The following is a 25,232-nucleotide window of genomic DNA, read 5'->3' on the forward strand; positions in this document are numbered from 1 at the left end:
GAGGCGCGACCATGTCCCAATCGTCCATTTCCGCCGCGTCCTCCGCCAACGCCGCCCGCCGTGGCAGCGCCACCTCGCGGCGCCTGCTGATCGGCCTCGGCTGGCTGATCTTCGCCCTGTTCCTGCTGCTGCCGCTGTTCATCGTGGTGTCCCAGGGCCTGAAGCTCGGCCTGGGGGCGTTCTTCGATGCGATCTTCGAGCCCGACGCCCTGTCGGCGCTGAAACTCACGGTGATCGCGGTGCTGATCTCGGTGCCCCTGAACCTGGTGTTCGGGGTCAGCGCGGCCTGGTGCGTGAGCAAGTACTCGTTCCGCGGCAAGAGCATCCTGGTGACCCTGATCGACCTGCCGTTCTCGGTGTCGCCAGTGATCGCCGGCCTGGTCTATGTGCTGATGTTCGGCGCCCAGGGCCTGTTCGGCCCGTGGCTTTCGGACCACGACATCCAGATCGTCTTCGCCTTGCCGGGCATTGTCCTGGCCACCATCTTCGTCACCGTGCCCTTCGTTGCCCGGGAACTGATCCCGCTGATGCAGGAGCAGGGCACCCAGGAAGAGGAGGCCGCCAGGTTGCTGGGGGCCAATGGCTGGCAGATGTTCTGGCACGTCACCGTGCCCAACATCAAATGGGGCCTGATCTACGGCGTGGTGCTGTGTACCGCCCGGGCCATGGGTGAGTTCGGCGCGGTGTCGGTGGTTTCCGGGCATATTCGCGGGGTCACCAACACCCTGCCGCTGCACGTGGAAATCCTCTACAACGAGTACAACCACGTCGCCGCCTTTGCCGTCGCCAGCCTGTTGCTGATCCTTGCGTTGTTCATCCTGCTGCTCAAGCAGTGGAGCGAATCCCGAATCAACCGCCTGCGCGCCAGCGCCGCGGAGGAATAAGTCATGTCGATCGAAGTCCGTAACGTCAGCAAGAACTTCAACGCCTTCAAGGCCCTGAACAGCATCAACCTGGACATCCAGAGCGGCGAGCTGGTGGCCCTGCTGGGCCCGTCCGGCTGCGGCAAGACCACCCTGCTGCGGATCATCGCCGGGCTGGAAACCCCGGACCAAGGCAGCATCGTGTTCCACGGCGAGGATGTCTCGGGCCACGACGTGCGTGATCGCAACGTCGGTTTCGTGTTCCAGCACTACGCCCTGTTCCGCCACATGAGCGTGTTCGACAACGTTGCCTTCGGCCTGCGCATGAAGCCGAAGAACCAGCGCCCCAGCGAGAGCAAGATCGCCGAGAAGGTCCACGAGCTGCTGAACATGGTGCAGCTGGACTGGCTCTCCGACCGTTACCCGGAACAGCTCTCCGGCGGCCAGCGCCAGCGTATCGCCCTGGCCCGCGCCCTGGCGGTGGAGCCCAAGGTGCTGCTGCTGGACGAACCCTTCGGCGCCCTCGACGCCAAGGTGCGCAAGGAGCTGCGGCGCTGGCTGGCGCGGCTGCACGAAGACATCAACCTGACTTCGGTATTCGTTACCCACGACCAGGAAGAAGCCATGGAAGTGGCCGACCGCATCGTGGTGATGAACAAGGGCGTGATCGAACAGATCGGCTCCCCGGGGGACGTCTATGAGAACCCGGCCAGCGACTTCGTCTACCACTTCCTCGGCGACTCCAACCGCCTGCACCTGGGGGAGGACAACCACGTGTTGTTCCGGCCTCACGAAGTGTCGCTGTCGCGTTCCGAACTGGAGGACCACCACGCCGCCGAAGTGCGGGATATCCGTCCGCTGGGGGCCACCACCCGGGTGACCCTGAAGGTGGAAGGGCAGAGCGAACTGATCGAGGCCGAAGTGGTGAAGGACCACGACAGCCTGATCGGCCTGGCCCGTGGCGAAACCCTGTTCTTCAAGCCCAAGGTCTGGCAGAAACACGCCAGCCTCTGACCCCGCCGACATCACGCCCGCTGTAGGAGCTGGCTTGCCAGCGAAAGCGTCCTTCAGGTTTGCACCTGGCTCGAAGGCCTCTTCGCCGGCAAGCCGGCTCCTGCGGGGGCCGGCCCAATATTCCCGAAGCGTTCCCGGGCTTCAGACCATGGCTTTCTTGTGCCGCAGGGCCACCGGCCCGGAACGCTGCTCGATGGCCTGCTTCAGGTCATGGCGCAGGCCCAGCAGGAAGACCAGTTCGGCCACCACGAACAGCGGGCCGACAATCAGCCCCGAAAGGTCGTCGACGAAGGCCGGCTTGCGGCCCTCGTAGTAATGGCCGATGAACTGGATCACCCACCCGATCACGAACAGGCCCAGGCCGCTGCTCAGCCAGAGCCCGGTACTTTGCGCCGCCAGCACCTGGCCGGCCCACACCGATAGCGCCATCAGCACCGTCATCAGCACCCCCAGGCGCACTTCCAGGCGCAGGTAGAACACTGACGCGGCCAGGGCCAGCAGCAACGCCGGCGACCACGACAGCCCGGCCATGCTCCAGGCGGGACGCGACAACAGCACGGCCACCGCCACCACGATCATCGGAATGCCGATAAAGTGGCTGGCGATATTGCGCGGGTCGCGGTGGTAGGCGGCGTATTGACTGAGATGATCAACGAGGCTTTTCATTGTTGTTCCTCCGTTAGGGTGGCTCGATCATGCCCGGCGGCGGTGCTCGGCTCTGTCAGCTAGGCGACAATCATTGCGATGCCCTGAGGGAAAGACCTGTTCATGGACCTGCACCAGTGGCGTGAATGCCTGATGACCGGCCAGTGGTTCAGCCACCTGCCGGCTTCCTTACAGAATAGTTTGCTCGACAGTGCGCGCCCGCGCCGGCTGACGGCGGGGCAGTGCCTGTTCCGGCGCGGCGATCCGCCCTGCGGGCTGTACGCGGTGCTCGAGGGCACGGTGCGGGTCGGAGCTGTCAGCGAGCAGGGCAAGGAGGCCTTGCTGAGCCTGATGGAAGCGCCCCACTGGTTCGGCGAGATCTGCCTGTTCGACGGCCAGCCCCGTACCCACGATGCCTACGCCGAGGGCGCCTGCACCCTGCTCCAGGTGCCGCAGGCGAATCTGCTGCAACTACTGGAGCAGCAGCCGCAATACTGGCGCCAGTTCGCCCTGCTGATGAGCCACAAACTGCGCCTGGCCTTTATCAACCTGGAGCAGTTGAGCCTGATGCCGGCCCCGGCGCGGGTGGCCAGCCGCCTGCTGGCGATGGCCGCCGGCTACGGTGAAGTGGCCCAGGCCCGCCGCGTGCTGCAACTGCCCCAGGAACAACTGGCGCTGATGCTCTCGCTGTCGCGCCAGACCACCAACCAGATCCTCAAGGAGCTGCAGCACCAGGGCATCCTGCGCCTGAGCTATGGCGAGATCGAAATCCTCGACACCGAGCGCCTGCGCGCCCTGACCTCGCCATAGAAGCCCCCGCGATGTCCCTGCCTCCCGTAGGAGCTGGCTTGCCAGCGAAGAGGCCCGCAAGATCGCCTTCGCCGGCAAGCCGGCTCCTACAGAAACCCCCCGCGTTGTTCCTGCCTCTCGTAGGAGCTGGCTTGCCAGCGAAGAGGCCCGCGAGATTGCCTTCGCCGGCAAGCCGGCTCCTACAGAAACCCCCGCGTTGTTCCTGCCTCCCGTAGGAGCTGGCTTGCCAGCGAAGGGGCCCGCAAGATCGCCTTCGCCGGCAGCCGGTTCCTACGAGCCACGATAGGTCGAGAACCCATAAGGGCTGAGCAACAACGGAATGTGGTAATGCTGCTCGGTCTGCCTGACCTCGAAGATCACCGGGATCTCCGGAAAGAAGGTCTCGCGCTTGGCTTGCCTGAAGTACTCGCCGGTCTTGAACACCACCCGATACTCGCCGGCCGTCAGCGCCCGGCCCGCCGGAAACAGCTCGGCAATCCGCCCCTGCTCATTGGTCACCCCTTCGGACAAGGGCTTCCAGTCCTGGCCCACCTGCTGCTCCAGGGTCACCTTGACCCCCGGCGATGGCAGGCCGTTCTCCAGGTTCAGCACGTGCACGCTCAACGGATTGCCTGCCGCCAGGGCCAGGCTCGACAAACCACACAGGCCGATGGCCGCCAGACTATTACGCAAAACATTCATGCCCCACTCCTTCCTCGATTGAACAAACAACAGAACCTGTAGCCGCTGCCGAGCCCGCGAGGCTGCGAACGACCGCAACGCGGGCGCAGGTTTTCACGATCACTCACGCCCGGCCTCGGTAGCCAACCCCACCCGCTGCGCGGCCTGGAGCGCACACGCCTCGTCCTGCGCCGCGCCACCGGCCCCGGCAATCCCGATGGCCCCCACCAACTGCTTGCCGGCAAACAACGCAAGGCCGCCACCGAGCAACAACAGCTCCGGCAAGGTATTGAGATTGGCCGCCTCGGGGTTGTTGCGCGCCCGTTCGGCGAACAGCCGGCTCGAAGTCTTGGTCGACAGCGCGGTGTAGGCCTTGCGCTGGCTGGCCGGGCCGTTGTGCGGGCCCACCCCATCGCCGCGCATCGCCACCAGCAGGTTGCCGCCACGGTCCAGCACCGATACCGCCGCGGTGCACTGGGCCAGGCTGGCATCGGCCAACTGGCGTGCGGCGGCCAGGTCCAGTTCGGCATGGCGCGGCAGTTCGAGCGCCGCCAGGGCCGTGCCGGCGAGGCTCAGGCCGAGGCCCAGGACAAGAGGTTTGCAGATCATCGAACGAGCTCCATAAAGACCGGTGGCCACCTTAGCCAGCGCACTCCGTCAGAACTCCGTCGTCTTGATTACAAGTTTGTAATGGGCAAGCGCGCGTCGGGCGCCTAGCCTGTGCCGATCATTTCCGAGGTGCGCCATGCGTTTGCTGGTAGTTGAAGACGAAGCCAAGACCGCCCATTTCCTTGCCAAGGGCCTGGGAGAATCCGGCTTTGCCGTGGACGTGGCCCTGAACGGCCTGGACGGGCGCTATTTCATCGAGCAGCAGGAGTACGACCTGATCATCCTCGACGTCATGCTCCCCGGCCTCAACGGCTGGCAGTTGCTGCAACTGGTGCGCCAGCGCGGTGCCACCCCGGTGCTGTTCCTCACCGCCCGCGACGCTATCGAGGATCGGGTCCGCGGCCTGGAACTGGGCGCCGACGACTACCTGCTCAAGCCCTTCGCTTTTGCCGAGCTACTGGCCCGGGTGCGCACCCTGCTGCGCCGCGGACCGCTGCGCGAGGCCGAGTCCTTCAGCATCGCCGACCTGGAGATCGACGTGCTGCGCCGTCGCGTCAGCCGTGGCGGCCAGCGCATCGCCCTGACCAACAAGGAGTTCGCCCTACTGCACCTGTTGGCCAGCCGCCAGGGCGAAGTGCTGTCGCGGACCCTCATCGCCTCCCAGGTGTGGAACCTGAATTTCGACAGCGACACCAACATGGTGGAAGTGGCGGTACGAAGGTTGCGGGCCAAGGTCGACGACCCCTACATGCCCAAGCTGATCCACACCGTGCGTGGCGTCGGCTACCAGCTGGAAGCCCCGGATGAAGCGCTCTAGTTCCATCGCCTGGCGGCTGGCCCTGGCCTTTGCCGCGGTCTGCGCCCTGGTGCTCAGCGTGATCGGGGTGTTCCTCTACCGTTCCCTGGCCGGGGAAATCGCCTACCGCGACGACCTGGCCCTGCTCGGCCGCCTGGAACAGGTGCGGGCCCTGCTGCAGGACAGCGACAGCCTGGATGCCCTGCAAGCCCGGCCCCGGCTGTACCAGAACATGCTGGGCAACCAGGAAAGCCTGCTGCTGGTGCTGCGGGCCGATGGCTCGACGGTGATCGACATCAACCCGCGCCGGCAGCCCCTGCCCGCGCTCGACCCCATTGCGCTGCAACAGGCGCCGCAACGCACCGATGTCCGCCTCTGGCCGGGGCCGGACGATGTGCCGGTGGCGCTGCTGGCGGGCCAGGCCCGGGGGCCCAAGGGCGAAGCCCTGACTGTGGTCGCCGGCAAGGTTCTCAGCGAGCGCGAGCAGATGCTCGCCAGTTACCGCCTGCGCCTGTACCTGGCGGTGGGGCTGGGGGCCTTGCTGGCCTTCGCCCTGGGCCTGCTGCTGTTGCGCCGGGGCTTGCAGCCCTTGCGCCAGCTCAGCGAAGCGGCCCGCCAGATCGACCTGCGCAGCCTCGACCGGCGCCTGCACACCAACGGCATCCCGGCGGAATTCCACGAGCCGGTGCAGGCCCTGAACGCCATGCTGGCGCGGCTGGAAGAGAGCTTTGAGCGTCTGTCGCAATTTTCCGCCGACCTGGCCCACGAGATCCGCACGCCGTTGCACAACCTCCTGGGCAGCAATGGCCTGGCCTTGAACCAGCCGCGCAGTGCGGCGGAGTACCAGGAAGTGCTGGCCTCCAACATGGAAGAGTTCGAGCGCCTGGGACGCATGGCCGAGAACCTGCTGTTCCTGGCCCGGGCCGAGCAGGCCGATGCGGTGCTGGACCTGCAGGTACTGTCACTGGCCGGTGTCGGGGCGCAACTGTGCGACTACTTCGAAGCCCTGGCCGACGACCGCCAGTTGCGCCTGGAGAACGGTTTTTCCGGCGAGCTGCGGGCTGACCAGCAATTGCTGCAACGGGCCCTGGGCAACCTTCTGGCCAATGCCGTGCGTCATGCCGATGCAGGGTCGCTGATCCGCCTGCGGCGCCACGACGAAGCGGGCTGGTGCTGGTTGCAGGTGCACAACCAGGGCCCGGCGATCGCCCCCGAGCACCTGCCCCGGCTGTTCGACCGTTTCTACCGGGTCGACCCGTCCCGAGCCGAGCCGGGGGACTCCGGGGGCCTGGGGCTGGCCATCGTGCACTCGATCATGCTGCTACATGGCGGCCAGGTGCGGGTCACGAGCGATGAGCAGGCCACGGTATTCGAACTGGGCTTCCCCCTCCTGTAGCCGCTGCCGAGGCTGCGACAAGGCCGCCAGGCCTTCAGCGGTCTGCAGTATTTGCGCCCGCGTTGCGGTCGTTCGCAGCTTCGCAGGCTCAGCAGCGGCTACAAGGCTGCTGGGGCTTAGCGCAGGCCGTCGCGAAATTGCCCCGGGGTCATCCCGGTCCAGCGCTTGAATGCCCGGCTGAAACTGCTGGCATCGGCAAAGCCCAGCAGGTAGCTGATCTCGCTCAGGGAGCACTCCAGGTCCCGCAGGTGCAGCAGGGCGAGGTTTTCCCGGCATTCGTTGAGCAGGGTGTCAAAGCGCGTGCCTTCATCCGCCAGGTGCCGTTGCAGGCTGCGCAGGCTCAGGTGCAGGGCCTGGGCCACTCGCTCCGCCGAAGGTTCGCCTTCGGGCAATTGGGCTTCGATCACCCCGCGTACCTTGCGCTCCCAGGTCAGGGGCCGCAGTTGCAGGAGGGTGCGCTTGAGCACCGCTTCGTTGTGCTCGGCCAGCTCCGGGTTGGCGTCGTCCAGGTGGCTGTCGAAATCGTGCAGGCCGAACTCCAGGCAGTCGTCCACGGCGGCGAACTGCACCGGGCAGCGGAATACCTTGTGCCACTGGCTCGGGTCCGCCGGGGCCGGGCGCCGTAATTGCACGGCCAGCGGCGCGTAGTCACGGCCCAGGCGGTTGCGGCAGGTGCGCACGTAGATCGCGGCAAAGGCGTCGATGGCTTCGAAGGCCGGTTGCGGCGAGCCCTCCGGCACCTTGAGGAAGAACCGGTAGCGGTCCGCTTCCCGGGTCAGGGCCAGTTCCAGGGCGTCGCTGACCACCTGGTGATAACGCACGATGCGTTCGAACACTTCCCGCAGGCTGCCGCTGGCCACCAGGGCGTAGCCCAGGGCATGGAAGGTGGTGGGGCTGACAAAGCGCGACACCCGCAGGCCGATGGCCGGGTCGCCGCTGGCCTGCACGGCGAGATGCCACAGGCGGGTGGTGGCCGACAGCGGGTAGCGGGCGTTGGGGTCGTCCATCAATTGCGGGTCGAGCCCGGCTTCGCGGCACAGTGCGGCGCTGTCGAGGTCCAGAGCGTCCAGTTGCTTGCGCAAGGCGCGGGTCCAGCTGGCAAGGGAGGTGGCTTCGGTCATGCGATTGGCGCGTCCGGTCAACAGGTTGGCGTTTACGGCTAGCGCCCGGAGCCGGGGCTCGGGGCAGGATGCACACATCACTGACCAGAGGATGGAATCATGCAGGGTATTTCTGCAAGCCCCGAGCGGATGAACGCACAGCAGCGGGCGGCGCATATACGCCAGGTGGTCCTGGCCCGGGGTGATGAACTGCGCCAGCGTTTTCCTTTGCTGCGGCACCAGGACGCGCTGGGCGCGGGGATCCTTGCGTTCGCTCTGTCGGGGATGCTGGGGTCAGCGCTGCTCTATGTCACGGGGCACCTGGCCTGGTGGGCGTGCCTGCTGCTCAATGCCTTTTTCGCCTCCCTGACCCACGAGCTGGAACACGACCTGATCCACAGTATGTACTTTCGCAAGCAGCGCCTGCCCCACAACCTGATGCTGGGGCTGGTGTGGCTGGCGCGGCCGAGCACCATCAACCCCTGGGTGCGCCGCCACCTGCACCTGAATCATCACAAGGTGTCCGGCAGCGAGAGCGACATCGAGGAGCGCGCCATCACCAACGGCGAGCCCTGGGGCATCGCCCGCCTGCTGATGGTGGGGGACAACATGATGGCGGCCTTCATCCGCCTGCTGCGGGCGCCGGGGGCCAGGCGCAAGCTGGGCATCCTCGTTCGTACCCTGGCGGTGTACGCGCCGCTGGCATTGCTGCATTGGGGCGCCTGGTATGTGTTCCTGGGCTTTCATGGGGCCAACGGCGTGGCCGCCCTGTTGGGCAGCCCGATCCAGTGGTCGCAAGACACCGTGTCGCTGATGCACTACGTCGATATCGCCGTGGTGGTGATCATCGGCCCCAACGTGCTGCGCACCTTCTGCCTGCACTTTGTCAGTTCCAACATGCACTACTACGGCGACATCGAGCCGGGCAACGTGATCCAGCAGACCCAGGTACTCAACCCCTGGTGGATGTGGCCGTTGCAGGCCTTCTGCTGCAACTTCGGCAGCACCCACGGCATCCACCATTTCGTGGTCAGGGAGCCGTTCTACATCCGCCAGATGACGGCATCGGTGGCGCATAAAGTGATGGCCGAGATGGGCGTGCGCTTCAACGATTTCGGCACCTTTGCCCGGGCCAACCGTTTTCATCCTGTGGAACAGGCGCAGGGGGATGCGGGGGAGGCTGTGCGAGCGTAGGAGCCGGCTTTTACACGGTCCGATAGCCAGCTCCTACAAGCTCAATCCGGCTGGAACGGTGATTCGCTGAGGATCACTCCGGTTTCATCCACGTAGCGCTGCCATTCTTCCAGCAGGGTGCGCAGTTTTTCCGGCTGGCTGTGGGCCAGGTCGTGAATCTCCCCCGGGTCCTGGCCCAGGTCGTACAGCTGCCACGTCGCCGGGCCCACGGGGCCGGGGATGTACACCGCCTTCCACTGGCCCTGGCGAATTGCCCGGCGGCCGAACAGCTCCCAGCCGGTTACCGTTTGTTCGTCATGCACCCGGGCGGTTTCGCCGGAGAGAAAGCCCAGCCACGACTTGCCCCGCAGCGGCGCCACATCGCGCCCGCGCCAGCGCTTGCCCGGGTGGCGCACGCCGGCCAGGTCGAGCAGGGTCGGAGTAATGTCCATCACCGTGCCGAAGCCGTGGCTGATCTGCCCCTTGAGCGGCAGTTGCGGGTAGTGCAGCAGCGCCGGCACGCGAATTCCGCCCTGGGTGGTGAAGGCCTTGAACAGCCGCGATGGCGCAGTGGCCGCCTGGGCCCAGGCCGGGCCGTACCAGACGTAGGAGTTGGCCCGGCCGATGTTCTCCAGGCGGTTGTCGTAGTGCTGGTTGAGGTAGGTCAAAAGCTCCGGGCCGAACTTGGGGAAGGCTTCCAGCAGCGCGCCCTCGGCACCGTTGTCGGACATGAACAGGATCAGGGTGTTGTCCAGCTGGCCCTGCTGGCGCAGGTAGTCCACCACCCGGCCGATGTTCCAGTCCATGCGCTCGACCATCGCCGCATACACCTCCATGGCCCGTGCCGACACCTGGCGCTGTTCTTCGCTGAGGGCGTTCCATTCGGCGTTCAGGTTGATCAGCGGATGGGGCTCGACCTGCGGGTCCACCAGGCCCAGGGCCTGGAGTTTTTCCAGGCGCTCGCGGCGCAGCACTTCGGGGCCGGCGTCATAGCGGCCCCGGTACTTGGCGACGATTTCCTCCGGAGCCTGCAGCGGCCAATGGGGCGCCGAGAACGGCAGGTAGGCGAAGAACGGCCGGCTCTGGTCGCGCTCTTTCAGGTACTGCAAGAGCTTGTCGCCAAAGGCATCGGAGGAATAGAAACCCGCTGGCAGTTCATCGATGAAGCGGTCGTCCTCGATGTACAGCGCCGGCGTGGATTTGAGCAGCCCGGGGGTGTGCTCGTCGTAGGTCGGCTCGAAGCCGTAGTGGTTGGCCGCCCCCGGCAACAGCGAGAACGAGCGCTCGAAGCCCCGGGCATGGGGCGCGCGTTCGGCAGTCAGCCCCAGGTGCCATTTGCCGCTCATCAGGGTCTGGTAGCCGGCCTCGCGCAGCAGTTCCGGCAGGGCCACCACGCGGTCGTTGAGGTAACCCTCATAGCCCGGCTTGCCGATCAGCTCGGGGGTCAGGGCTTCGGCCATGGTGCCGATCCCGGCGATGTGATGGTCGGTGCCGGTGAGCAGCATGGAGCGGGTTGGCGAGCAGGTGGGGGCGGTGTGGAAGTCGGTCAGGCGCAGGCCGTTGAAGGCCAGGGCATCGAGGTTCGGCGTGGCGATCTCGCCGCCGAAGGCGCCGAGGTCGGAGAAGCCCAGGTCGTCGGCCAGGATCACCAGGAAGTTGGGACGTTGCGGCATCGAGTCACTCCTGTTCAGCAAGCAATGAAGGTCAGGGGCAGGTCGCGGATCTGTACCGGCGAAGGCGCCTGGTAGAGCTCGTCGCGGGTCAGTTCGTGAAGCAGCTCCTCACGCAGTTGGTGGAAGTCGAAACTGCTGCGCTGGCGCGGGTGGGGCAGGGCCACCTCGACCACGCGCTTGATCCGCCCCGGGCGCGGTTCCATCACCACCACCCGGTCGGCGAGGAAAATCGCTTCCTCGACATCGTGGGTCACCAGCACCGTGGTGATCTTGGCCCGCTCGCGGATCGCCAGCAGTTCGTCCTGCATCTGTTGGCGGGTCAGGGCGTCGAGGGCGCCGAAGGGTTCGTCCAGCAGCAGGATCCGCGGGCTGGCTACCAGCCCCCGGGCAATGGCCACTCGTTGCGCCATACCGCCGGACAGTTGGTGGGGATAGGCCCGGGTGAAATCCTTGAGGCCCACCAGTTCGATGAATTCGCCGACCCGTTGCTGGCGCTCGGCGGCGCTCAGGGGCTCGTTGACCAGGCCCAGGCCGATGTTCTCGGCCACCGTCAGCCAGGGGAACAGGCGGTGTTCCTGGAACACGATGCCGCGCTCGCCGCCGATGCCGCTGACGGCCTTGCCGTCGACCCGGATCTGGCCACGAAACTCGGTGTCCAGGCCGATCAGCAGGCGCAGCAGGGTGGACTTGCCGCAACCGCTGGAACCGACGATGGCGACGAACTCGCCTTCGGCGATGTCCAGGTTGAATTCGCGGATCGCCTCCACCTCGCCACCGGCGACGGCGAAGGTCTTGCCCACGTGAGTGAAACTGACCAGGGGTGCGTTCATGCGTGTCTCCAGCGGGTGGCGCGAAGTTCGAGTTGTTGCCCGATCAGGTTGAGCAGGGCCCCGGTAAGGCCCACCAGGAGCATGCCGGCCATGATCAGGTCCATGCGTAGCAGTTGCTGGGCGCTGATCATCTGGCTGCCGATGCCGCCGTTGGACGGCATGAAGTATTCCGCGCCGATGGTGCCCAGCCAGGCGTAGATCAGGCTGATGCGCAGGCCGGCGAAAATCCCCGGCGCGGCGCCGGGCAGCACCAGCCGGCGCAGCCGTTGCCAGAGGTTCAGGCGCAGTACCTGGGCGGCTTCCGCCAGTTGCGGCGAGAGCTGGGCGACGCTGCGCTGGGTGGCGATGAACAGCGGGAAGAATGCGGCCAGGGCGACGAACACCCACTTGGCCAGTTCCCCCAGGCCGAACCAGGCGGTGAGCAGCGGCACCCAGGCGAAGATGGCGATCTGGCGGATGGCGGCCAGGGTCGGGCCCAGCAGGCGTTCACTGAACCGCGACAGGCCCAGCAGCAGGCCAAAGGCAAAGCCCAGGCCGCCGCCCAGCAGCAGGCCGCCGAGGGTGCGGCCCAGGCTCAGGCCCATGCCCCCCAGCAGGCTGCCATCGAGCAGGCCGTTGCCGGTGGTGGCGAGTACCGCCAGGGGGCTGGGCAGGATGTTCGGGTCGACCCACTGCTGGTCGCTCGCCACTTGCCACAGGGCTAGCAGCGCCAGGGGCAGCAGCCAGGGTTGCAGGCGCTGCCAGCCCTGGTAGCGCGGGCCGCGACGGAATTCGGCGGTGGCCGGGTGCGGCCAGTGCACCAGCCGGCGGTCGAGCCAGCCGATGCCGCGGTCCATGCACACCCCCAGCAGGCCGATCACCAGGATGCACACGAAGACGATGTCCAGCATGAACAGCTGGCGTGCCCAGACCATCAGGTAGCCGATGCCTTCGCTGGAGGCCAGCAGTTCCACTGCCAGCAGCGAGGTCCAGCCGGTGGCCAGCGCCAGGCGCACCCCGGCCATGAAGGCCGGCAGCGCAGCGGGCAGCACCAGGCGGCGCACCAGCAGCGCCGGCGGCAGGCGCAGCACCGCGGCGGCTTCCCGCAGCCGGGGCTGGGCATCGCGCACGCCCACCAGGGTGTGCAGGGTCACGGGCACCACCACCGCCTTGATCAGCACCACCAGCTTGAGCACTTCGCCGATGCCGAAAAACACCATGAACAACGGGATCCAGGCCAGGGTGGGGATCTGCGACAGGGCGCCGAAGGTGGGAAACACCAGGCGCTCCAGGCGTCGGCTGAAGCCCAGGGCACCCCCCAGCAGGGCGCCGGCGGCGATACCCGCCAGCAGGCCCCAGAACAGCCGTTGCAGGCTGATCGCCAGATGGCTCCACAGCTCGCCGTGGGCCAGCTCCAGGGCACTGCTCCAGACCAGGGCCGGGGCCGGCAGGATCTGTTCGCTCATCCATTGATTGCGGCTGGCCAGCCACCACAGGGCTAACAGGCTGATGGGCAACAGCCAGGGCAGCAGCCGCTGGCTGATCAGGGGCCAGCCCGGGCGTCCGTCGGACGGCGCCGCCAGGGGCAGGCTGAGCAGGGAAACACGGGCCATGGATGACCTCCGTCGTCGGGTACTGCATGGCGTGGGTCGATGCCGTAGGGGCTGGCTTGTCGGCGAATCAGCGTTTGAGGGTCTGTTCGCTGGCAAGGCGGTTTCTACGTGTTATGCATTTGTGGTCTATTAAAATTCTTATCGATTCTATTAAGAGATAAGAAAGGCCATTTAAGGCTTCTCGCCGACACGCATCCAATGCATTTGAAGAATATTTTTCATGCATTTCATGCATATCCCCGGGGACGCCCGTGGCAGCTGATTTATTCGATATAGTTATTAAAATGTGAATTTATAGTATTTAAATGTTGAACGATTCCGTGCCTACCTTTTGCTCCTCTCAGCCTTTGCCACCAGGAGCCGCACCCATGAACCTTCCCTTCAAACGCGTCATCAGCCTGTTCGCCGCCCCGGCCCTGGCGGGGCTCCTGGGCTGCCTGCCGCTGCTGGCCCAGGCCGACGAACTCAAGGAAATCCGCATTGCCGTGCCCGACCTCAGTGCCGGCACCCAGCACAGCGGCGGTGGGGTGGTGGATGTGCTGCGCCAGCAACAGATCTTTGAAAAGGCCTTCGCCGACCAGGGCATCAAGATCCAGTGGAATTTCTTCAAGGGCGCAGGCCCGGTGATCAACGAGGCCTTCGCCAACGGCCAGGTGGACCTGGCGTACCTGGGGGACCTGGCCGCCATCATCGGCAAGTCCAACGGCCTGGATACCCGCCTGCTCAGCGCCTCGGCCCGTGGGGTCAAGCACTATCTGGGGGTGGTGCCGGGTTCGGGGATCAAGACCCTGGAAGACCTCAAGGGCAAGCGCGTAGCGGTGTTCCGTGGCACCGCCACCCAGCTGTCGTTCGACGCGGCCCTGGCCAGCCGGGGCCTGAGCGAGAAGGACCTGAAGGTGGTCAACCTTGACTTCAACGCGGCGGTGGCGGCCCTGGCGGCCAAGCAGATCGACGCCTCCTGGGGCAGCACCGGGCTCTCGGCCCTGCGCAGCAAAGGCCTGGCCGAACTGCCCCTGAGCACCAAGGACCTGGGCGGCGCAGGCAGCGTGCAGAGCGTGCTGGTGGGCGCCGGCAAGTTTGTCGACGAACATCCCGAGGCCGTGGAAAAACTGCTCAAGGCCCAGCAGCAGGCCGTAGAGTGGCTGACCCAGGACAGCAACAAGGAAGCCTACATCCAGCTGGTTTCGGGGCTGGCCAGCTACCCGCCGGTGATCTTGCAGGATGACCTCAAGGACCAGCGCCTGAGCGAGATCTTCCCCTCGACCCTGGACCCGGTGTTCCTCGGCAAACTGCAGGATTCGGTAGACCTGGCGGCCAAGGAACGCTTGATTCGCAAGCCGTTCAAGGTGGATGCCTGGGTCGCCCCGCAGTTGGCCGCTGCCGGTCTTTGAGGTCGGCACCATTCGCCGGCAAGCCGGCTCTTGCGTAACCCTGGAGCCGGCTTGTCGGCGAGGGCGGTCTTGAGGGCCTCTTCGCTGGCAAGCCAGCTCCTACGGTCGACGGGGATATCGTGCGGGATCTTGTAGGAGCCGGCTTGCCGGCGAAGCTGTTCTACACGGCGATGGCGTGCCCCTGCCGATCCACCGCCACCAGCACTTCGATCATCTTGCGCGCCGCCGGCGACAGGCGAAAACCGCTGCGGCTGACGATGCCGCAACGGGCATTCAGGCTGTCGATGTTCTGCGGCAGGTTGCGCCAGTGCAGCAGCGCCAGCGAACCCTGGGCGATGTCTTCGGCAAAGGCCTCGGCGGTGCCCACGCCGATGGCATTGGACTGGCGGACGATCTTCACCAGCGCCGGAAAGTGCTCGGTCTCGATGGTCGGGGAAAAATCGATGCGTCCGCTGAGGTTGGCCAGCAGCTTGCGGATCCCCGGGGGGATCAGGGTGGTGGCCAGGGGGTAATCGAACATGTCGTTGGTGGACAGGCTCTCCTTGGCCAGCAGCGGGTGCCCGGGGCGGCAGAAGAACACTCCGCGCTTGGGCGTCAGGGGCTGGGTCTGGTAGTTCGGGTCGGCTTCGAAATGGCGGATATCGGCGATAAAGAATTCGATCTCTTCGCGGTTCAGGCTGCGGCTGAGTTTTTCCCAGTTATCCACGGCAAAGCAGGTGCGCACCTTCGGGTGGGCACTGGTGAATTGCGCCACCGCATCGGGCACCAACTTCACCGCCGGGGCCGGGCCGCAGCCGAAGCGCACTTCGCCGGCGTCGAGCTTGGTCATCTGGGTCACTTCGCTGCTGAGCAAGGCCGCCCCCTGCACCAGGCTCAAGGCGTGCTGCAGCACCACTTGGCCTTCCGGGGTGGGGCGCAGATCCTTGTTGCCGCGGTCCACCAGCACGCAGCCGAACTCCTGTTCCAGGCCCTGGATACTGCGGCTGAAGGCCGGCTGCGTGATACCCATGGCGTCGGCGGCGCGGACAAAACTGCGGTGTTCATTGAGGGCGATGAAGTAACGCAATTGGCGAAGATCCATATGCTTTCCCGGCATCCGAAAAATAGCTCGAAGGCATTTGCGACGAGTGAGGAATGAGGTTTTAAATGCAAGCTCTTATTCCGTCAACGAAGCATGTAGTTATCTATTAGATCTAAATTGAATATAGATAGAGCGTTGTTTCGCGGCGGTTCCACTGTAAGCAGTCCGATGAGGGTGTACCTGATGAGCAATGCCGCCTTAGCCGTTCAACCTGCTGTTCATGCCCTTGATATTCACCCGGTGGCCGGCCGTATCGGCGCCGAGATCCGTGGCGTGCAACTGTCCGGCGATCTCGACGCCGCCACCGTGGAAGCGATCCAACAAGCGCTGGTGCAGTACAAGGTGATTTTCTTCCGTGGCCAGACCCACCTCGACGACCAGAGCCAGGAAGCCTTCTCGCACCTGCTGGGCGAACCGGTGGCCCACCCCACCGTGCCGGTACGCGACGGCACCCGCTACCTGCTGGAACTGGATGGCGCCGAGGGCCAGCGGGCCAACTCCTGGCACACCGACGTGACCTTCGTCGACGCCTACCCCAAGGCCTCGATCCTGCGCTCGGTGGTGGCCCCGGCCTCCGGTGGCGACACCGTCTGGGCCAACACCGCCACGGCCTACAACGAACTGTCGGCGGAACTGCGGGAGCTGGCGGACAAGCTCTGGGCGGTGCACAGCAATGAATACGACTACGCCGGGGCCAAGCCGGACGTTTCGGCGGAGAAGCTGGAGCGTTACCGCAAGGTATTCACCTCCACGGTATTCGAGACCGAGCACCCGATCGTTCGCGTGCACCCCGAGAGCGGTGAAAAGAGCCTGGTACTGGGGCACTTCGTGAAGCGCATCAAGGGCTATTCCCAGGCGGACTCGGCGCATCTGTTCGGCTTGCTGCAAAGCCACGTCACCCGTCTGGAAAACACCGTGCGCTGGCGCTGGAGCGCAGGGGACGTAGCGATCTGGGACAACCGCTCGACCCAGCACTATGCCGTGGACGACTACGGCACCCAGGACCGCATCGTGCGCCGTGTGACCCTCAAGGGCGACGTCCCGGTGGGCGTCCACGGCCAGCGCAGCCAGACCACCAAAGGCCTCTGACCCGCCCCCTCAAGCCCCTACGGGCATTTACCCGATGAACCTGCCCACTGTAGGAGCTGGCTTGCCAGCGAAGGCGCCCTCGAGAGCGCTGCAAGGTCCAAGGGCCTCTTCGCCGGCAAGCCGGCTCCTACGGGGGAAGGTGCAGGTACGGGTGGGGGTTACCACACGCCGATCTGTACCAGCTTTTCGCTTTCCGGCTCGCCGTAGCGAAAACGCTGGCCGCGCAGGTCGATTTCTTGATGGCTGATGGTGGTACGGCGTTTCAGGCCGCGCAGCCATTCCAGCACATATCCCAGGTGTTCTTCGCGCACCGCGGCATAGGCCGGATCGGTCCCCAGGTCGTGCAACTCCTGGGGGTCGTTGTGCAGGTCGAACAACTGCGGGCGCAAGCCATCGTAGGCCAGGTACTTCCAGCGCTCGCTGCGCACCATGGTCATGCGGCAGCGGTCGATGGGCTGGCCCAGGCGCTCTCGCGCCGGGGCCTGGAAGGCGTAGTCGTATTCGCTGATGGCGTAGCGGCGCCAGGCCGGTTCGGCGCCGTGCAGCAGGGGGATCAGCGAGCGGCCTTCCAGGCGATGCTCGGCCCCCGGCAGGCCCAGGGCCTCGAGAAAGGTCGGCAGGGCGTCGATGGTTTCCACCAGGCGTTCGTCCACGGTGCCGCGGCTGCTGTCTGCCGCCGTGCGCGGGTCGCGGACGATCAACGGCACGCCCACCGCCGGTTCCAGCAGAAATTCCTTTTCCCCCAGGTAGTGGTCGCCAAGGAAGTCGCCGTGGTCGCTGGTGAAGACGATCAGGGTGTCGTCCCAGCGGCCGTTGCTCTGCAGGAAGTCAAACAGCCGGCCGAGCTGGTCATCCACCTGCTTGATCAGGCCCATGTAGGTGGGCACCACGTTCAGGCGCACCTCATCCCGGGAAAAATTCAGGCTTTCTTCATGCTGGCGGAAGGCGGCGTAGACCGGGTGATCGCTGAGCTGCCCTGGCGCGGCGCGCACCGCCGGGATCACCTGCTCCGGGCCATACAGGGCGTGGTACGGGGCAGGCGCGATATAGGGCCAGTGCGGTTTGATGTAGGACAGGTGCAGGCACCAGGGCTGCTCGCCTTGTTCGCTGATGAAGTCGATGGCGCGGTCGGTGGTGTAGACGGTTTCCGAGTGCTCTTGCGCGACCCGGGCCGGCAGGTGGGCGTTGCGCATTTTCCAGCCGCTGCGGATTTCTCCCTGCTCGCCGGCCCCGGCGTTGGCCCAGTCGTGCCAGGGGTTGCGCCCTTGGTAGCCGAGGTCGCGCAGGTAGTGTGTGTAGGGCGCCGACTCGCGCTTGTCGTCGAATACCGGGTCGTCGGGGTAGATGCCGTCATGGCGGAAATAGGGCTCGAAGCCGACTTCGTTGAGCACCTCGGCCTGGGCACTCCCGGGGTCGATGGCCAGGCGTTGCAGGGCGTCGAGGTTGGGCGTGGCGTGGGTCTTGCCCACCAGCGCGGTGCGGATGCCGTGGGGTCGCAGGTAGTCCCCCAGGGTCAGTTCTTCAAGGGGCAGGGGCACGGCGTTCCAGGCCACCTGGTGGCTGCTGACGTAGCGCCCGGTGTAGGCCGACATGCGCGACGGGCCGCAGATGGTGCCCTGGGTGTAGGCGCGGCTGAAGCGCACCCCGGCGGCGGCCAGGCGGTCGATGTTCGGGGTATGCAGGTGCGGGTGGCCGTAGCACGAGAGGTAATCCCGGCGCAGCTGGTCGCACATGATGTAGAGCACGTTGCGCACGGGCGGATGGGTATTGGACATGGGGTTCACCGAGGGGAAGACAGGCGAGGTTTTTCGCCTCCGGCGGGGGCTTCCGGCAAGCGCATTTGCCGAATAGTTTCGATGCGTTTCATGCAATGCCGACCGGCCCCCCACGTCGTGTGCGGACGGCAGGGTCTTGTAGGAGCTGGCTTGCCAGCGAAGGCGCCCTCGAGCGCGCTGCAAGGTTCAAGGGCCTCTTCGCCGGCAAGCCGGCTCCTACGGGTGGGGGCAGTTCACACGGCGAGGTTGTCCAGGTTGCATACCTCTTCGTCCTGTTCGTCGATGCGCTTGATCTCGTCGATCATCGCCGCGGCCAAAGGCGACAGGCGATAGCCGGCGCGGCTGACGATGCCGTAGCGGGTGTAGAGCTCTTCCAGGTCGTCGGCCAGGCCGTCGATCTTCAGGCACACCAGCTCGCCCTTGGCGTTGTGCAACGCGTCGCTGTAGGAGCCGACGATGCCGATGGCGTCCGAGCGCATGACCACCCCCAGCAGGCTGTAGCTGTTTTCGCATTCCACATTGGGCGTGAAGTCCGGCTTGCCGCTCAGATCGACAATGACCTTGCGCAGGTTGGGCGGGCGGATGGTCACCGCCAGTGGGTAGCTCATCAGTTCGCTGGCGCTGACACTTTCGTGCTGGGCCAGGGGGTGCCCGGCGCGGCAGCAGAAATGCCATTTGCGCGGGCGCAGGCGCTGGGTCAGGTAGTCCGGATCGGCCTCGAAGTGCCGGGTGTCGGCAACGAAGAATTCGAACTCTTCGCTGAGCAGGCGCTTGCTCAGGCTTTGCCAGTCATCCACCTGGAACTGCACCCGGGCCTTGGGATAACGCCCGATGAAGCTGCCGATGGCCCGGGGGATCAGCCCTGCGGCTGGCGCCGGGCCACAGCCGAAGCGCAACTCTCCCGCTTCCAGGCCATTGAACTGGCTGATCTCGTTGGCCATCTGCTGGGCGCCGCTGACCAGCCGGCGCGCGTGCTCCAGCAGCAACTGGCCCTGCTTGGTCGGCGCCAGGTCCTTGCGCCCGCGATCCACCAGCTGGCAGCCGACGCTGTGTTCCAGGGCCTGGATGCTGCGGCTGAAGGCCGATTGCGAGAGGTTCACCGCCGCTGCGGCCGCGACAAAGCTGCGCTGTTCGGCGAGGGCGATGAAGTGGCGGAGCTGGCGCAGGTCGATATGCATTTTTCACATAAAAAATATCGGGGAAATGCATTGGCTATGCATTAGGTCGACTCCTTATAAAGGCAATCTCTTATGCAGTAAATCTTTGTAAAAACATAAATAAATAACTTTAAGGAATATACAAGGCTGTATATTTTCTGACCAGGAGCCGCCCATGAGCCCGTTGTCCCTCGCTTCACCCCTCTCGCCCCGGCGGCTCAAGCGCCTGCCCCTGGCGCTGTTGCTGGCCGGCAGTGCCAGTTGGACACCGACCTGGGCCGAAGAGGCCCCGGCGCCGCAAGCCACCCCGGCCAAGAGCAGTGCCAGCAAGGCCAAGGCCGATGATGGCCAGTTGCAGACGGTGACCGTCACTGCCCGTCGACGCGAGGAAAGCTCCCAGAGCGTGCCCACCCCCATGAGCGTGGTCAGCGGCCAGGCCCTGGAGAGCCAGCGGGTGTACCGCATCCAGGATCTGCAGCAACTGGTGCCCAGCGTCAACGTCGCCTACATGCATGCGCGCCAGTCCAGCGTGTCGATCCGTGGCCTGGGCAACAACCCGGCCAGCGACGGCCTGGAAGGCAGCGTCGGGCTGTACATCGACAACGTCTACCTCGGAAGGCCGGGGATGGCGGTGTTCGACCTGATGGACATCGAGCAGCTGGAAGTGCTGCGCGGCCCCCAGGGCACCCTGTTCGGCAAGAACACCACCGCCGGGGTGATCAACATCAGCACCCGGGCGCCGAGCTTCACCCCGGAGCGCAGCATCGAAACCTCCCTCGGCGAGGATGGATACTTCCAGACCAAGGGCACGATTTCCGGGCCGCTGACCGATGAGCTGGCGGGGCGTTTTTCCGCCTACCGCACCCGCAGCGACGGCGACATCAAGAACGAATTCGACGGCCACGACCTCAATGGCGGCTCACGCCAGGGCTTTCGCGGGCAGTTGCTGTACAAGCCCAATGAGAGCTTCAACCTGCGCTGGATCGGCGACTACAACGAAGAGGATTCCAGCGCCGGCACACGAGTGCTGTACAGCACCGGGCCGACCATCAACGGCACCAATGTCTACGAGTCGCGCGCGGCGGCGGCCGGCGCGACCCTGGTCAATGGTTCGCACCGCAAGGTCAACCTGGACAACGACCAGCACGTGACGGTGTTCCAGGGCGGCACTTCGCTTGAGGCCAACTGGACCCTGCCCAGCGACTTCACCCTGACCTCGGTCAGCTCCTACCGCTGGTGGAATTTCACCCCGCGCAACGACGATGGCCTCAACGTTCCGGCCAGCTACAACGCCGGGGTTTCGGTGCAAGACAAGCAGTGGTCCCAGGAATTTCGCCTGGCCTCGCCCACCGGCGGCTTCTTCGACTACGTGCTGGGCGCCTACTACTTCGGCTCCGACCTGGACAACAAATCCTTCGCCTATTACGGGCCCAAGGCGGACATCTGGAATGGCACCCCGGCCGGCGCCCTGAGCAACGTCACCAGCATCGGCAACGGGCATATCCAGACCAACAGCTTCGCCCTGTTTGCCCAGGGCACCTGGCACCTCACCGAGCGCCTGGATTTCACCGCCGGCCTGCGCGGCACCTACGAGGAGAAAAGCGCCTGGGTGACCCGCAACGCCCCGGTGGGCGGCGTGGCGGTGGCCGGCGCCGCCGCCAACGCGCGGCGCGGGCGCACCGGAGCCTATGACTCCGGCGACCTCAATCAGTACAGCACCAGCCCCTCGGGCCTGCTCAACCTCAGCTACCGCATCACCGACGACCTGCTGGGCTACGCCACCCTGTCCCACGGCGAGAAGTCCGGTGGGGTCAACCTGACGGTGGGGTCGGCGCCTACCGCCGGGGCCGATTCGCTGCTGATCGGCACCGAGCGGGCCAACAACGCCGAGCTGGGTTTCAAGAGCACCCTGTGGGACCGCCGCCTGCAACTCAACGCCAACCTGTTCTGGACCCAGGTCAACGGCTACCAGACCAACGCCTACGACGACGTTAACCGCGTGCAGTACCTGACCAACGCCGGTTCGGTGCGCTCGCGCGGGGTGGAAGTGGAAAGCACCCTGGTGCCGATCCGTGGCCTGACCCTGAACCTCAACGGTTCCTACAACGACGTGCGCTACCTCTCCTACAAGGATGCGCCGTGCCCGCCGGAAGTCAGCCTGCGCCCCGGTGCCCCGGCCTCGTGCGATCTCAGCGGCCACCAGGTAGTGGGCGCCTCAAAATGGATTGGCAACGCCAACGGCGAATACAAGTGGAACCTGGACAACGGCCTGGAAGAGTACGTCACCGCCAGCTATGCGTTCCGTTCCAAGGCGGTGGGCACCGTGGAGGATTCCGAGTACGGGCAGATCCCCAGCTACGCCGTGGTCAACCTGTCCACCGGCTTGCGCGGCAACTACGAGCAGGGCCAGTGGGACGTTTCGCTGTGGCTGAAGAACGCCTTCGACAAGACCTACTACACCACCCTCTGGACCGGCGGCAACGGCGGTTACGAAGGCCTGCTGGGCACCCCGCGGACCTTGGGCGTGACCGGTCGCTACGATTTCTGATACCCGGCTTTTCGCACCTTGCGCCGGGTTCTCCGGCGCCTTTCGACTTGAACAGGAGTGCTTGTCATGTTGCGCCTCACCACCGCTTTGCCCCTGCTGCTGTCCACCGCCCTGCTGGCCTCGGCGGTGCAGGCCGCGCCCAGCGTCTACCCCACCGGCGTCACTCGCTACGACCCGGCCAGGGCCTATAACCAGTACGTGATCTTCAGTGGTGCCGATAAGCAGACCCACCTGATCGACATGAACGGCAACGAAGTGAAGAACTGGCCCCAGGCCGGTTTCCCCTCGGCCATCATCGACCCGCAACTGGTGGGCGGCGAGCGTGGCCGGGTGCTGTTGCAGCTCAAGGACAAGGAGCCCGGGCCCCTGGGTTCGGCGGGCAACGGCCTGGGCAACCAGAGCGTCGGCGAGCTGGACTGGAACGGCAAGCTGGTCTGGCAGTGGGGCGACCAGGCCCCGGGCGGTGCGGCCCAGCAGCATCATGACCAGCGCCGGCTGAGCAACGGCAACACCCTGGTGCTGGCCAACAAGGTGAACAAGGTGGCGGGGTTCAAGGTGCCCCAGGTGATCGACGACGCGATCTATGAAGTCAGCCCCGAGGGCCAGGTCAAATGGCAGTGGCTGGCCTCCGAACACCTCAAGGAATTCGGCTTTACCCCGGCGCAACTGAAGCTGGTGTACGGCACCGACAACCCGGACTACCTGCACATCAACAACCTCAGCGTGGTGGGCCCCAACCAGTGGTTCGACGCCGGTGATAAACGCTTCGCCCCGGACAACCTGCTGATCGACTCGCGCAACGCCAACTTCATCGCCATCCTCGACAAGCACAGCGGCAAGGTGGTCTGGCGCCTGGGGCCGAACCTGTCGCCGATCAACCCGAAGACCGCCGCCAAGGTGCCGCGCCCGGTGGACCAGTTCGTCGGCCAGCATGACGCCCACATCATTCCCGCCGGCTTGCCAGGGGCCGGGCATCTGCTGGTGTTCGACAACCAGGGCACCGCCGGTTACCCCTCGGTGCCCCTGGGGCTGATCGCCGGCTCCCGGGTGCTGGAGATCGACCCGATCAAGAACCAGATCGTCTGGCAGTACAGCGCCGCCAGTTCCCGGCAGCCGGGCTGGGCTTTCTACAGCTCGTTCATCAGCAGTGCGCGGCGCCTGCCCAACGGCAATACCCTGATCGACGAAGGCATGAACGGGCGCTTCTTCCAGGTGACGGCCGGCGGTGAAATCGTCTGGGAATACGTCAGCCCCTATCTGGGCAAGGCACCGGGCAGCGAGGCCATCAGCAACTGGGTGTACCGGGCTCTGCCGGTGAGTTACGACTGGGTGCCCCAGGGCACGCCACGTTCGGAAACGGCAGTGAGCGTGCCGGACTCGGGGCTCAAACAGGCGGGGATTTGAGCAGGTTCCCGGGGCGGGCGGCCTCGCCACAAATCAGGTGCGGGAGCAGCCCTGGGGATGGCCTCAGAAGTAGAAAAACAGGCCGGTGTCGCGTTCCAGGGCCAGACGATTCAAGGCGATCAGCTTGGGGAGCAGTTCGTCTTGCGCCGTAGCGGCCCGGGTCAGGATCGACAGGGCCGTGGCCAGGGCGGTCTGGCCCTGGATCGACGCGTCCTCGTAGTCATCGATCAGGGTGCCCAGGGCACGGTTCAAGCTGGGCAGCAGGTCGCTGCGGGACAGGGTTGCCCACTGCTCCGGGGACAGCGCCAGCTCCTCCAGGTCTCCTGGCAGGCACTGGTCCAGGTCCAGGCGTTGCTGGGCCTCTTTGCTGGTGGGCACGACTATCCATTTGCGCGGTGTGTTCATGGCTGCCACAGCTCGACAAAGGCCTTGAAATCGGCGGCCACCGGGTAACGGCTGGCGCTCTCGGGGTCGAAGATTTCCACCGCCACGGCCGGGCTGTTGAAGTCCAGGCAGATCAGCAGGCCGCCGGCATCCCGGGCAATCGGCAGGCAGCCTGCGGCGAGCCCCGGCACACGGCCAGGGCTGGCGTACCAGAGCAGGGTCCAGGGCTGGCTGCTCAGGCCGAATTCGAAGAACTCGCTGATGCAGGTGTAGCCGCCGTCATAGGCGAAGCCGCCGATCCCCGGCGTGGCGGCCTCGGCGTACTGCACCAGCTCCAGGTACAGCGACGGAAACTCGACGCCGAGGCGATGCTGCACCTGGGCGATCAGCTGTTCGTCCACGATAGATCCGGGTTCTATTTCCCAGGCATTCCAATCCAGGGTCATGCTCGACATGCGCCTTGTCGTTGAGGGGCCGCGCCCGCCCGATGGAGGATCGGGTGGGCGTCGAGGGGCGATTGTAGGCGTGTCGCCCGGTGCGGGGTAGGCGCTTATTTGCAGCTATGGCCTTCGGGCAGGGTGACGGTGTATTTGCGCTGCACCCGGTTGCGGAAGTCCAGGTTGTCCAGGCTTTCCTGCACCAGGAAATCCTCGACCTTGGCGTCCTGGCAGTCCTCGTTATAGGACGAGGCCCGCAGCAGGAATACCGTGCGCCGGCTCTGCTCGTCCTTGGCCTTGATGTTGAAGGTACTGAGGGTGGTGTAGCCGGTGCGCTCCGAGGAACCCACCGGGCCCCAGGTGGTGGTCGGGGTGCTGTTGCACACCAGGTTCTTGTCTTTATGGGAGCTCTGCTTGCACACCGTCTTGGTGCTGCTGGGCACCTGGCCGTAGTCGGTGGCGGTGTAGCGGTAGCTGACCTTTTCACTGCCCACGTCGAGGGTGAAGTTCATTCGGAACGGCGGATGGTTCTTGGGCAGCGACGTATCGGTGTAGACCTGCTTGAAACCCATGCCATGCAGGGCGGCGACCATGTCGCGCAGGTAGTAGCTGGCGTTGAGGCCGTGGGCATCGTTGGCTCCGTTGATGCTTACCAGCACCGGGGCCTGAGGGTCGAAGTAGTAGTCCGGGGCCGGAGTGGCGGCAATCGCCACTTCGAGTTTGTTGGCGCAGCCGGTCAAAAGACAGGCGAGCAAAAGCAGCGGGCAGAGCAGGTAGCGAGTCATGAATAAGCCAATGTGCAACG

23 protein-coding genes are annotated in these 25,232 nt (G+C 65.5%); 10 read left to right on the forward strand and 13 right to left on the reverse strand.

Features of this window, described 5'->3' with window-relative positions:
• Nucleotides 1–11 precede the first annotated feature (11 nt).
• Together cysW and PFLCHA0_RS01005 are read left to right on the forward strand one after the other, a co-directional pair.
• Nucleotides 12–884: a sulfate ABC transporter permease subunit CysW gene (gene cysW / locus PFLCHA0_RS01000; protein WP_011058574.1), complete on the forward strand. Its 873-nt coding sequence runs from the start codon at nt 12–14 to the stop codon at nt 882–884.
• A 3-nt stretch (nt 885–887) separates the two neighbouring features.
• On the forward strand, nt 888–1,877 hold the full coding sequence (locus tag PFLCHA0_RS01005; RefSeq protein ID WP_015633709.1) for a sulfate/molybdate ABC transporter ATP-binding protein: 990 nt from the start codon (nt 888–890) through the stop codon (nt 1,875–1,877).
• A 141-nt stretch (nt 1,878–2,018) separates the two neighbouring features.
• On the opposite strand, the gene PFLCHA0_RS01010 is transcribed toward PFLCHA0_RS01005, so the two are convergent.
• The gene (locus PFLCHA0_RS01010) at nt 2,019–2,543 is read right to left on the reverse strand and encodes an Mpo1 family 2-hydroxy fatty acid dioxygenase (protein WP_015633710.1); all 525 of its coding nucleotides are present in this window, start codon (nt 2,541–2,543) and stop codon (nt 2,019–2,021) included.
• Between the two features lie 102 nt (nt 2,544–2,645).
• Between PFLCHA0_RS01010 and PFLCHA0_RS01015 the strand changes: the two genes are divergently transcribed.
• Entirely contained in the window at nt 2,646–3,332 is a 687-nt protein-coding gene (locus PFLCHA0_RS01015; RefSeq protein ID WP_015633711.1) for a Crp/Fnr family transcriptional regulator, read from the forward strand.
• Nucleotides 3,333–3,602: 270 nt separating this feature from the next.
• On the opposite strand, the gene uraH is transcribed toward PFLCHA0_RS01015, so the two are convergent.
• Together uraH and PFLCHA0_RS01025 are read right to left on the reverse strand one after the other, a co-directional pair.
• Entirely contained in the window at nt 3,603–4,013 is a 411-nt protein-coding gene (uraH, locus tag PFLCHA0_RS01020) for a hydroxyisourate hydrolase (RefSeq protein WP_011058578.1), read from the reverse strand.
• Nucleotides 4,014–4,112: 99 nt separating this feature from the next.
• Complete coding sequence (locus PFLCHA0_RS01025; protein WP_015633712.1) at nt 4,113–4,601, reverse strand: GlcG/HbpS family heme-binding protein; 489 nt, start codon at nt 4,599–4,601, stop codon at nt 4,113–4,115.
• A 136-nt stretch (nt 4,602–4,737) separates the two neighbouring features.
• Between PFLCHA0_RS01025 and PFLCHA0_RS01030 the strand changes: the two genes are divergently transcribed.
• Both PFLCHA0_RS01030 and PFLCHA0_RS01035 read left to right on the forward strand, forming a co-directional pair.
• A complete protein-coding gene (locus tag PFLCHA0_RS01030) occupies nt 4,738–5,418 on the forward strand; it encodes a heavy metal response regulator transcription factor (protein ID WP_011058580.1) in 681 nt (226 codons plus the stop codon).
• Complete coding sequence (locus PFLCHA0_RS01035; RefSeq protein WP_015633713.1) at nt 5,405–6,793, forward strand: heavy metal sensor histidine kinase; 1,389 nt, start codon at nt 5,405–5,407, stop codon at nt 6,791–6,793. Before PFLCHA0_RS01030 ends, PFLCHA0_RS01035 begins: the two co-directional genes overlap by 14 nt.
• Nucleotides 6,794–6,909: 116 nt before the next feature.
• On the opposite strand, the gene PFLCHA0_RS01040 is transcribed toward PFLCHA0_RS01035, so the two are convergent.
• Nucleotides 6,910–7,914, reverse strand: a complete 1,005-nt coding sequence (locus PFLCHA0_RS01040; RefSeq protein WP_041751902.1) for an AraC family transcriptional regulator — start codon at nt 7,912–7,914, stop codon at nt 6,910–6,912.
• A 99-nt stretch (nt 7,915–8,013) separates the two neighbouring features.
• Here PFLCHA0_RS01040 and PFLCHA0_RS01045 point away from each other — a divergent pair, with 99 nt between their 5' ends.
• Entirely contained in the window at nt 8,014–9,087 is a 1,074-nt protein-coding gene (locus tag PFLCHA0_RS01045; RefSeq protein ID WP_041751903.1) for a fatty acid desaturase, read from the forward strand.
• Nucleotides 9,088–9,128: 41 nt separating this feature from the next.
• On the opposite strand, the gene PFLCHA0_RS01050 is transcribed toward PFLCHA0_RS01045, so the two are convergent.
• The 3 genes from PFLCHA0_RS01050 to PFLCHA0_RS01060 are packed head-to-tail and all read right to left on the reverse strand — an operon-like array spanning nt 9,129 to nt 13,161.
• A complete protein-coding gene (locus PFLCHA0_RS01050) occupies nt 9,129–10,739 on the reverse strand; it encodes an arylsulfatase (RefSeq protein ID WP_015633716.1) in 1,611 nt (536 codons plus the stop codon).
• A 14-nt stretch (nt 10,740–10,753) separates the two neighbouring features.
• Nucleotides 10,754–11,569 (reverse strand): ABC transporter ATP-binding protein, encoded by an 816-nt coding sequence (locus tag PFLCHA0_RS01055; protein ID WP_011058586.1) that lies wholly within the window; start codon nt 11,567–11,569, stop codon nt 10,754–10,756.
• Nucleotides 11,566–13,161 (reverse strand): ABC transporter permease, encoded by a 1,596-nt coding sequence (locus tag PFLCHA0_RS01060; RefSeq protein WP_015633717.1) that lies wholly within the window; start codon nt 13,159–13,161, stop codon nt 11,566–11,568. Before PFLCHA0_RS01060 ends, PFLCHA0_RS01055 begins: the two co-directional genes overlap by 4 nt.
• Nucleotides 13,162–13,529: 368 nt before the next feature.
• On the opposite strand from PFLCHA0_RS01060, the gene PFLCHA0_RS01065 reads away from it, so the two are divergent.
• Nucleotides 13,530–14,552, forward strand: a complete 1,023-nt coding sequence (locus PFLCHA0_RS01065) for an ABC transporter substrate-binding protein (protein WP_015633718.1) — start codon at nt 13,530–13,532, stop codon at nt 14,550–14,552.
• Nucleotides 14,553–14,712: 160 nt separating this feature from the next.
• Here PFLCHA0_RS01065 and PFLCHA0_RS01070 read toward each other — a convergent pair whose 3' ends face one another.
• A complete protein-coding gene (locus tag PFLCHA0_RS01070; RefSeq protein WP_015633719.1) occupies nt 14,713–15,633 on the reverse strand; it encodes a LysR family transcriptional regulator in 921 nt (306 codons plus the stop codon).
• 183 nt (nt 15,634–15,816) lie between these two features.
• Between PFLCHA0_RS01070 and PFLCHA0_RS01075 the strand changes: the two genes are divergently transcribed.
• Nucleotides 15,817–16,722, forward strand: a complete 906-nt coding sequence (locus tag PFLCHA0_RS01075) for a TauD/TfdA dioxygenase family protein (protein ID WP_015633720.1) — start codon at nt 15,817–15,819, stop codon at nt 16,720–16,722.
• A gap of 158 nt (nt 16,723–16,880) precedes the next feature.
• On the opposite strand, the gene PFLCHA0_RS01080 is transcribed toward PFLCHA0_RS01075, so the two are convergent.
• Together PFLCHA0_RS01080 and PFLCHA0_RS01085 are read right to left on the reverse strand one after the other, a co-directional pair.
• A complete protein-coding gene (locus tag PFLCHA0_RS01080) occupies nt 16,881–18,497 on the reverse strand; it encodes an alkaline phosphatase family protein (RefSeq protein ID WP_015633721.1) in 1,617 nt (538 codons plus the stop codon).
• A gap of 233 nt (nt 18,498–18,730) precedes the next feature.
• Nucleotides 18,731–19,675 carry a LysR family transcriptional regulator gene (locus tag PFLCHA0_RS01085; protein ID WP_015633722.1) on the reverse strand — a complete coding sequence of 315 codons (945 nt, stop codon included), beginning with the start codon at nt 19,673–19,675 and terminating at the stop codon, nt 18,731–18,733.
• 154 nt (nt 19,676–19,829) lie between these two features.
• On the opposite strand from PFLCHA0_RS01085, the gene PFLCHA0_RS01090 reads away from it, so the two are divergent.
• Both PFLCHA0_RS01090 and PFLCHA0_RS01095 read left to right on the forward strand, forming a co-directional pair.
• Nucleotides 19,830–22,202 (forward strand): TonB-dependent receptor, encoded by a 2,373-nt coding sequence (locus PFLCHA0_RS01090; protein ID WP_015633723.1) that lies wholly within the window; start codon nt 19,830–19,832, stop codon nt 22,200–22,202.
• A gap of 66 nt (nt 22,203–22,268) precedes the next feature.
• The gene (locus tag PFLCHA0_RS01095) at nt 22,269–23,606 is read left to right on the forward strand and encodes an aryl-sulfate sulfotransferase (protein WP_015633724.1); all 1,338 of its coding nucleotides are present in this window, start codon (nt 22,269–22,271) and stop codon (nt 23,604–23,606) included.
• Between the two features lie 63 nt (nt 23,607–23,669).
• Here the strand turns inward: PFLCHA0_RS01095 and PFLCHA0_RS01100 are convergent, their stop codons facing one another.
• The 3 genes from PFLCHA0_RS01100 to PFLCHA0_RS01110 form a co-directional block, all read right to left on the reverse strand.
• A complete protein-coding gene (locus PFLCHA0_RS01100) occupies nt 23,670–24,011 on the reverse strand; it encodes a hypothetical protein (RefSeq protein WP_015633725.1) in 342 nt (113 codons plus the stop codon).
• On the reverse strand, nt 24,008–24,445 hold the full coding sequence (locus PFLCHA0_RS01105; protein ID WP_011058596.1) for an SMI1/KNR4 family protein: 438 nt from the start codon (nt 24,443–24,445) through the stop codon (nt 24,008–24,010). Before PFLCHA0_RS01105 ends, PFLCHA0_RS01100 begins: the two co-directional genes overlap by 4 nt.
• 95 nt (nt 24,446–24,540) lie before the next feature.
• Entirely contained in the window at nt 24,541–25,212 is a 672-nt protein-coding gene (locus PFLCHA0_RS01110; RefSeq protein ID WP_015633726.1) for a hypothetical protein, read from the reverse strand.
• Between the last annotated feature and the right edge of the window lie 20 nt (nt 25,213–25,232).

The organism is Pseudomonas protegens CHA0 (genome assembly GCF_000397205.1).
GTDB lineage: Bacteria > Pseudomonadota > Gammaproteobacteria > Pseudomonadales > Pseudomonadaceae > Aquipseudomonas > Aquipseudomonas protegens.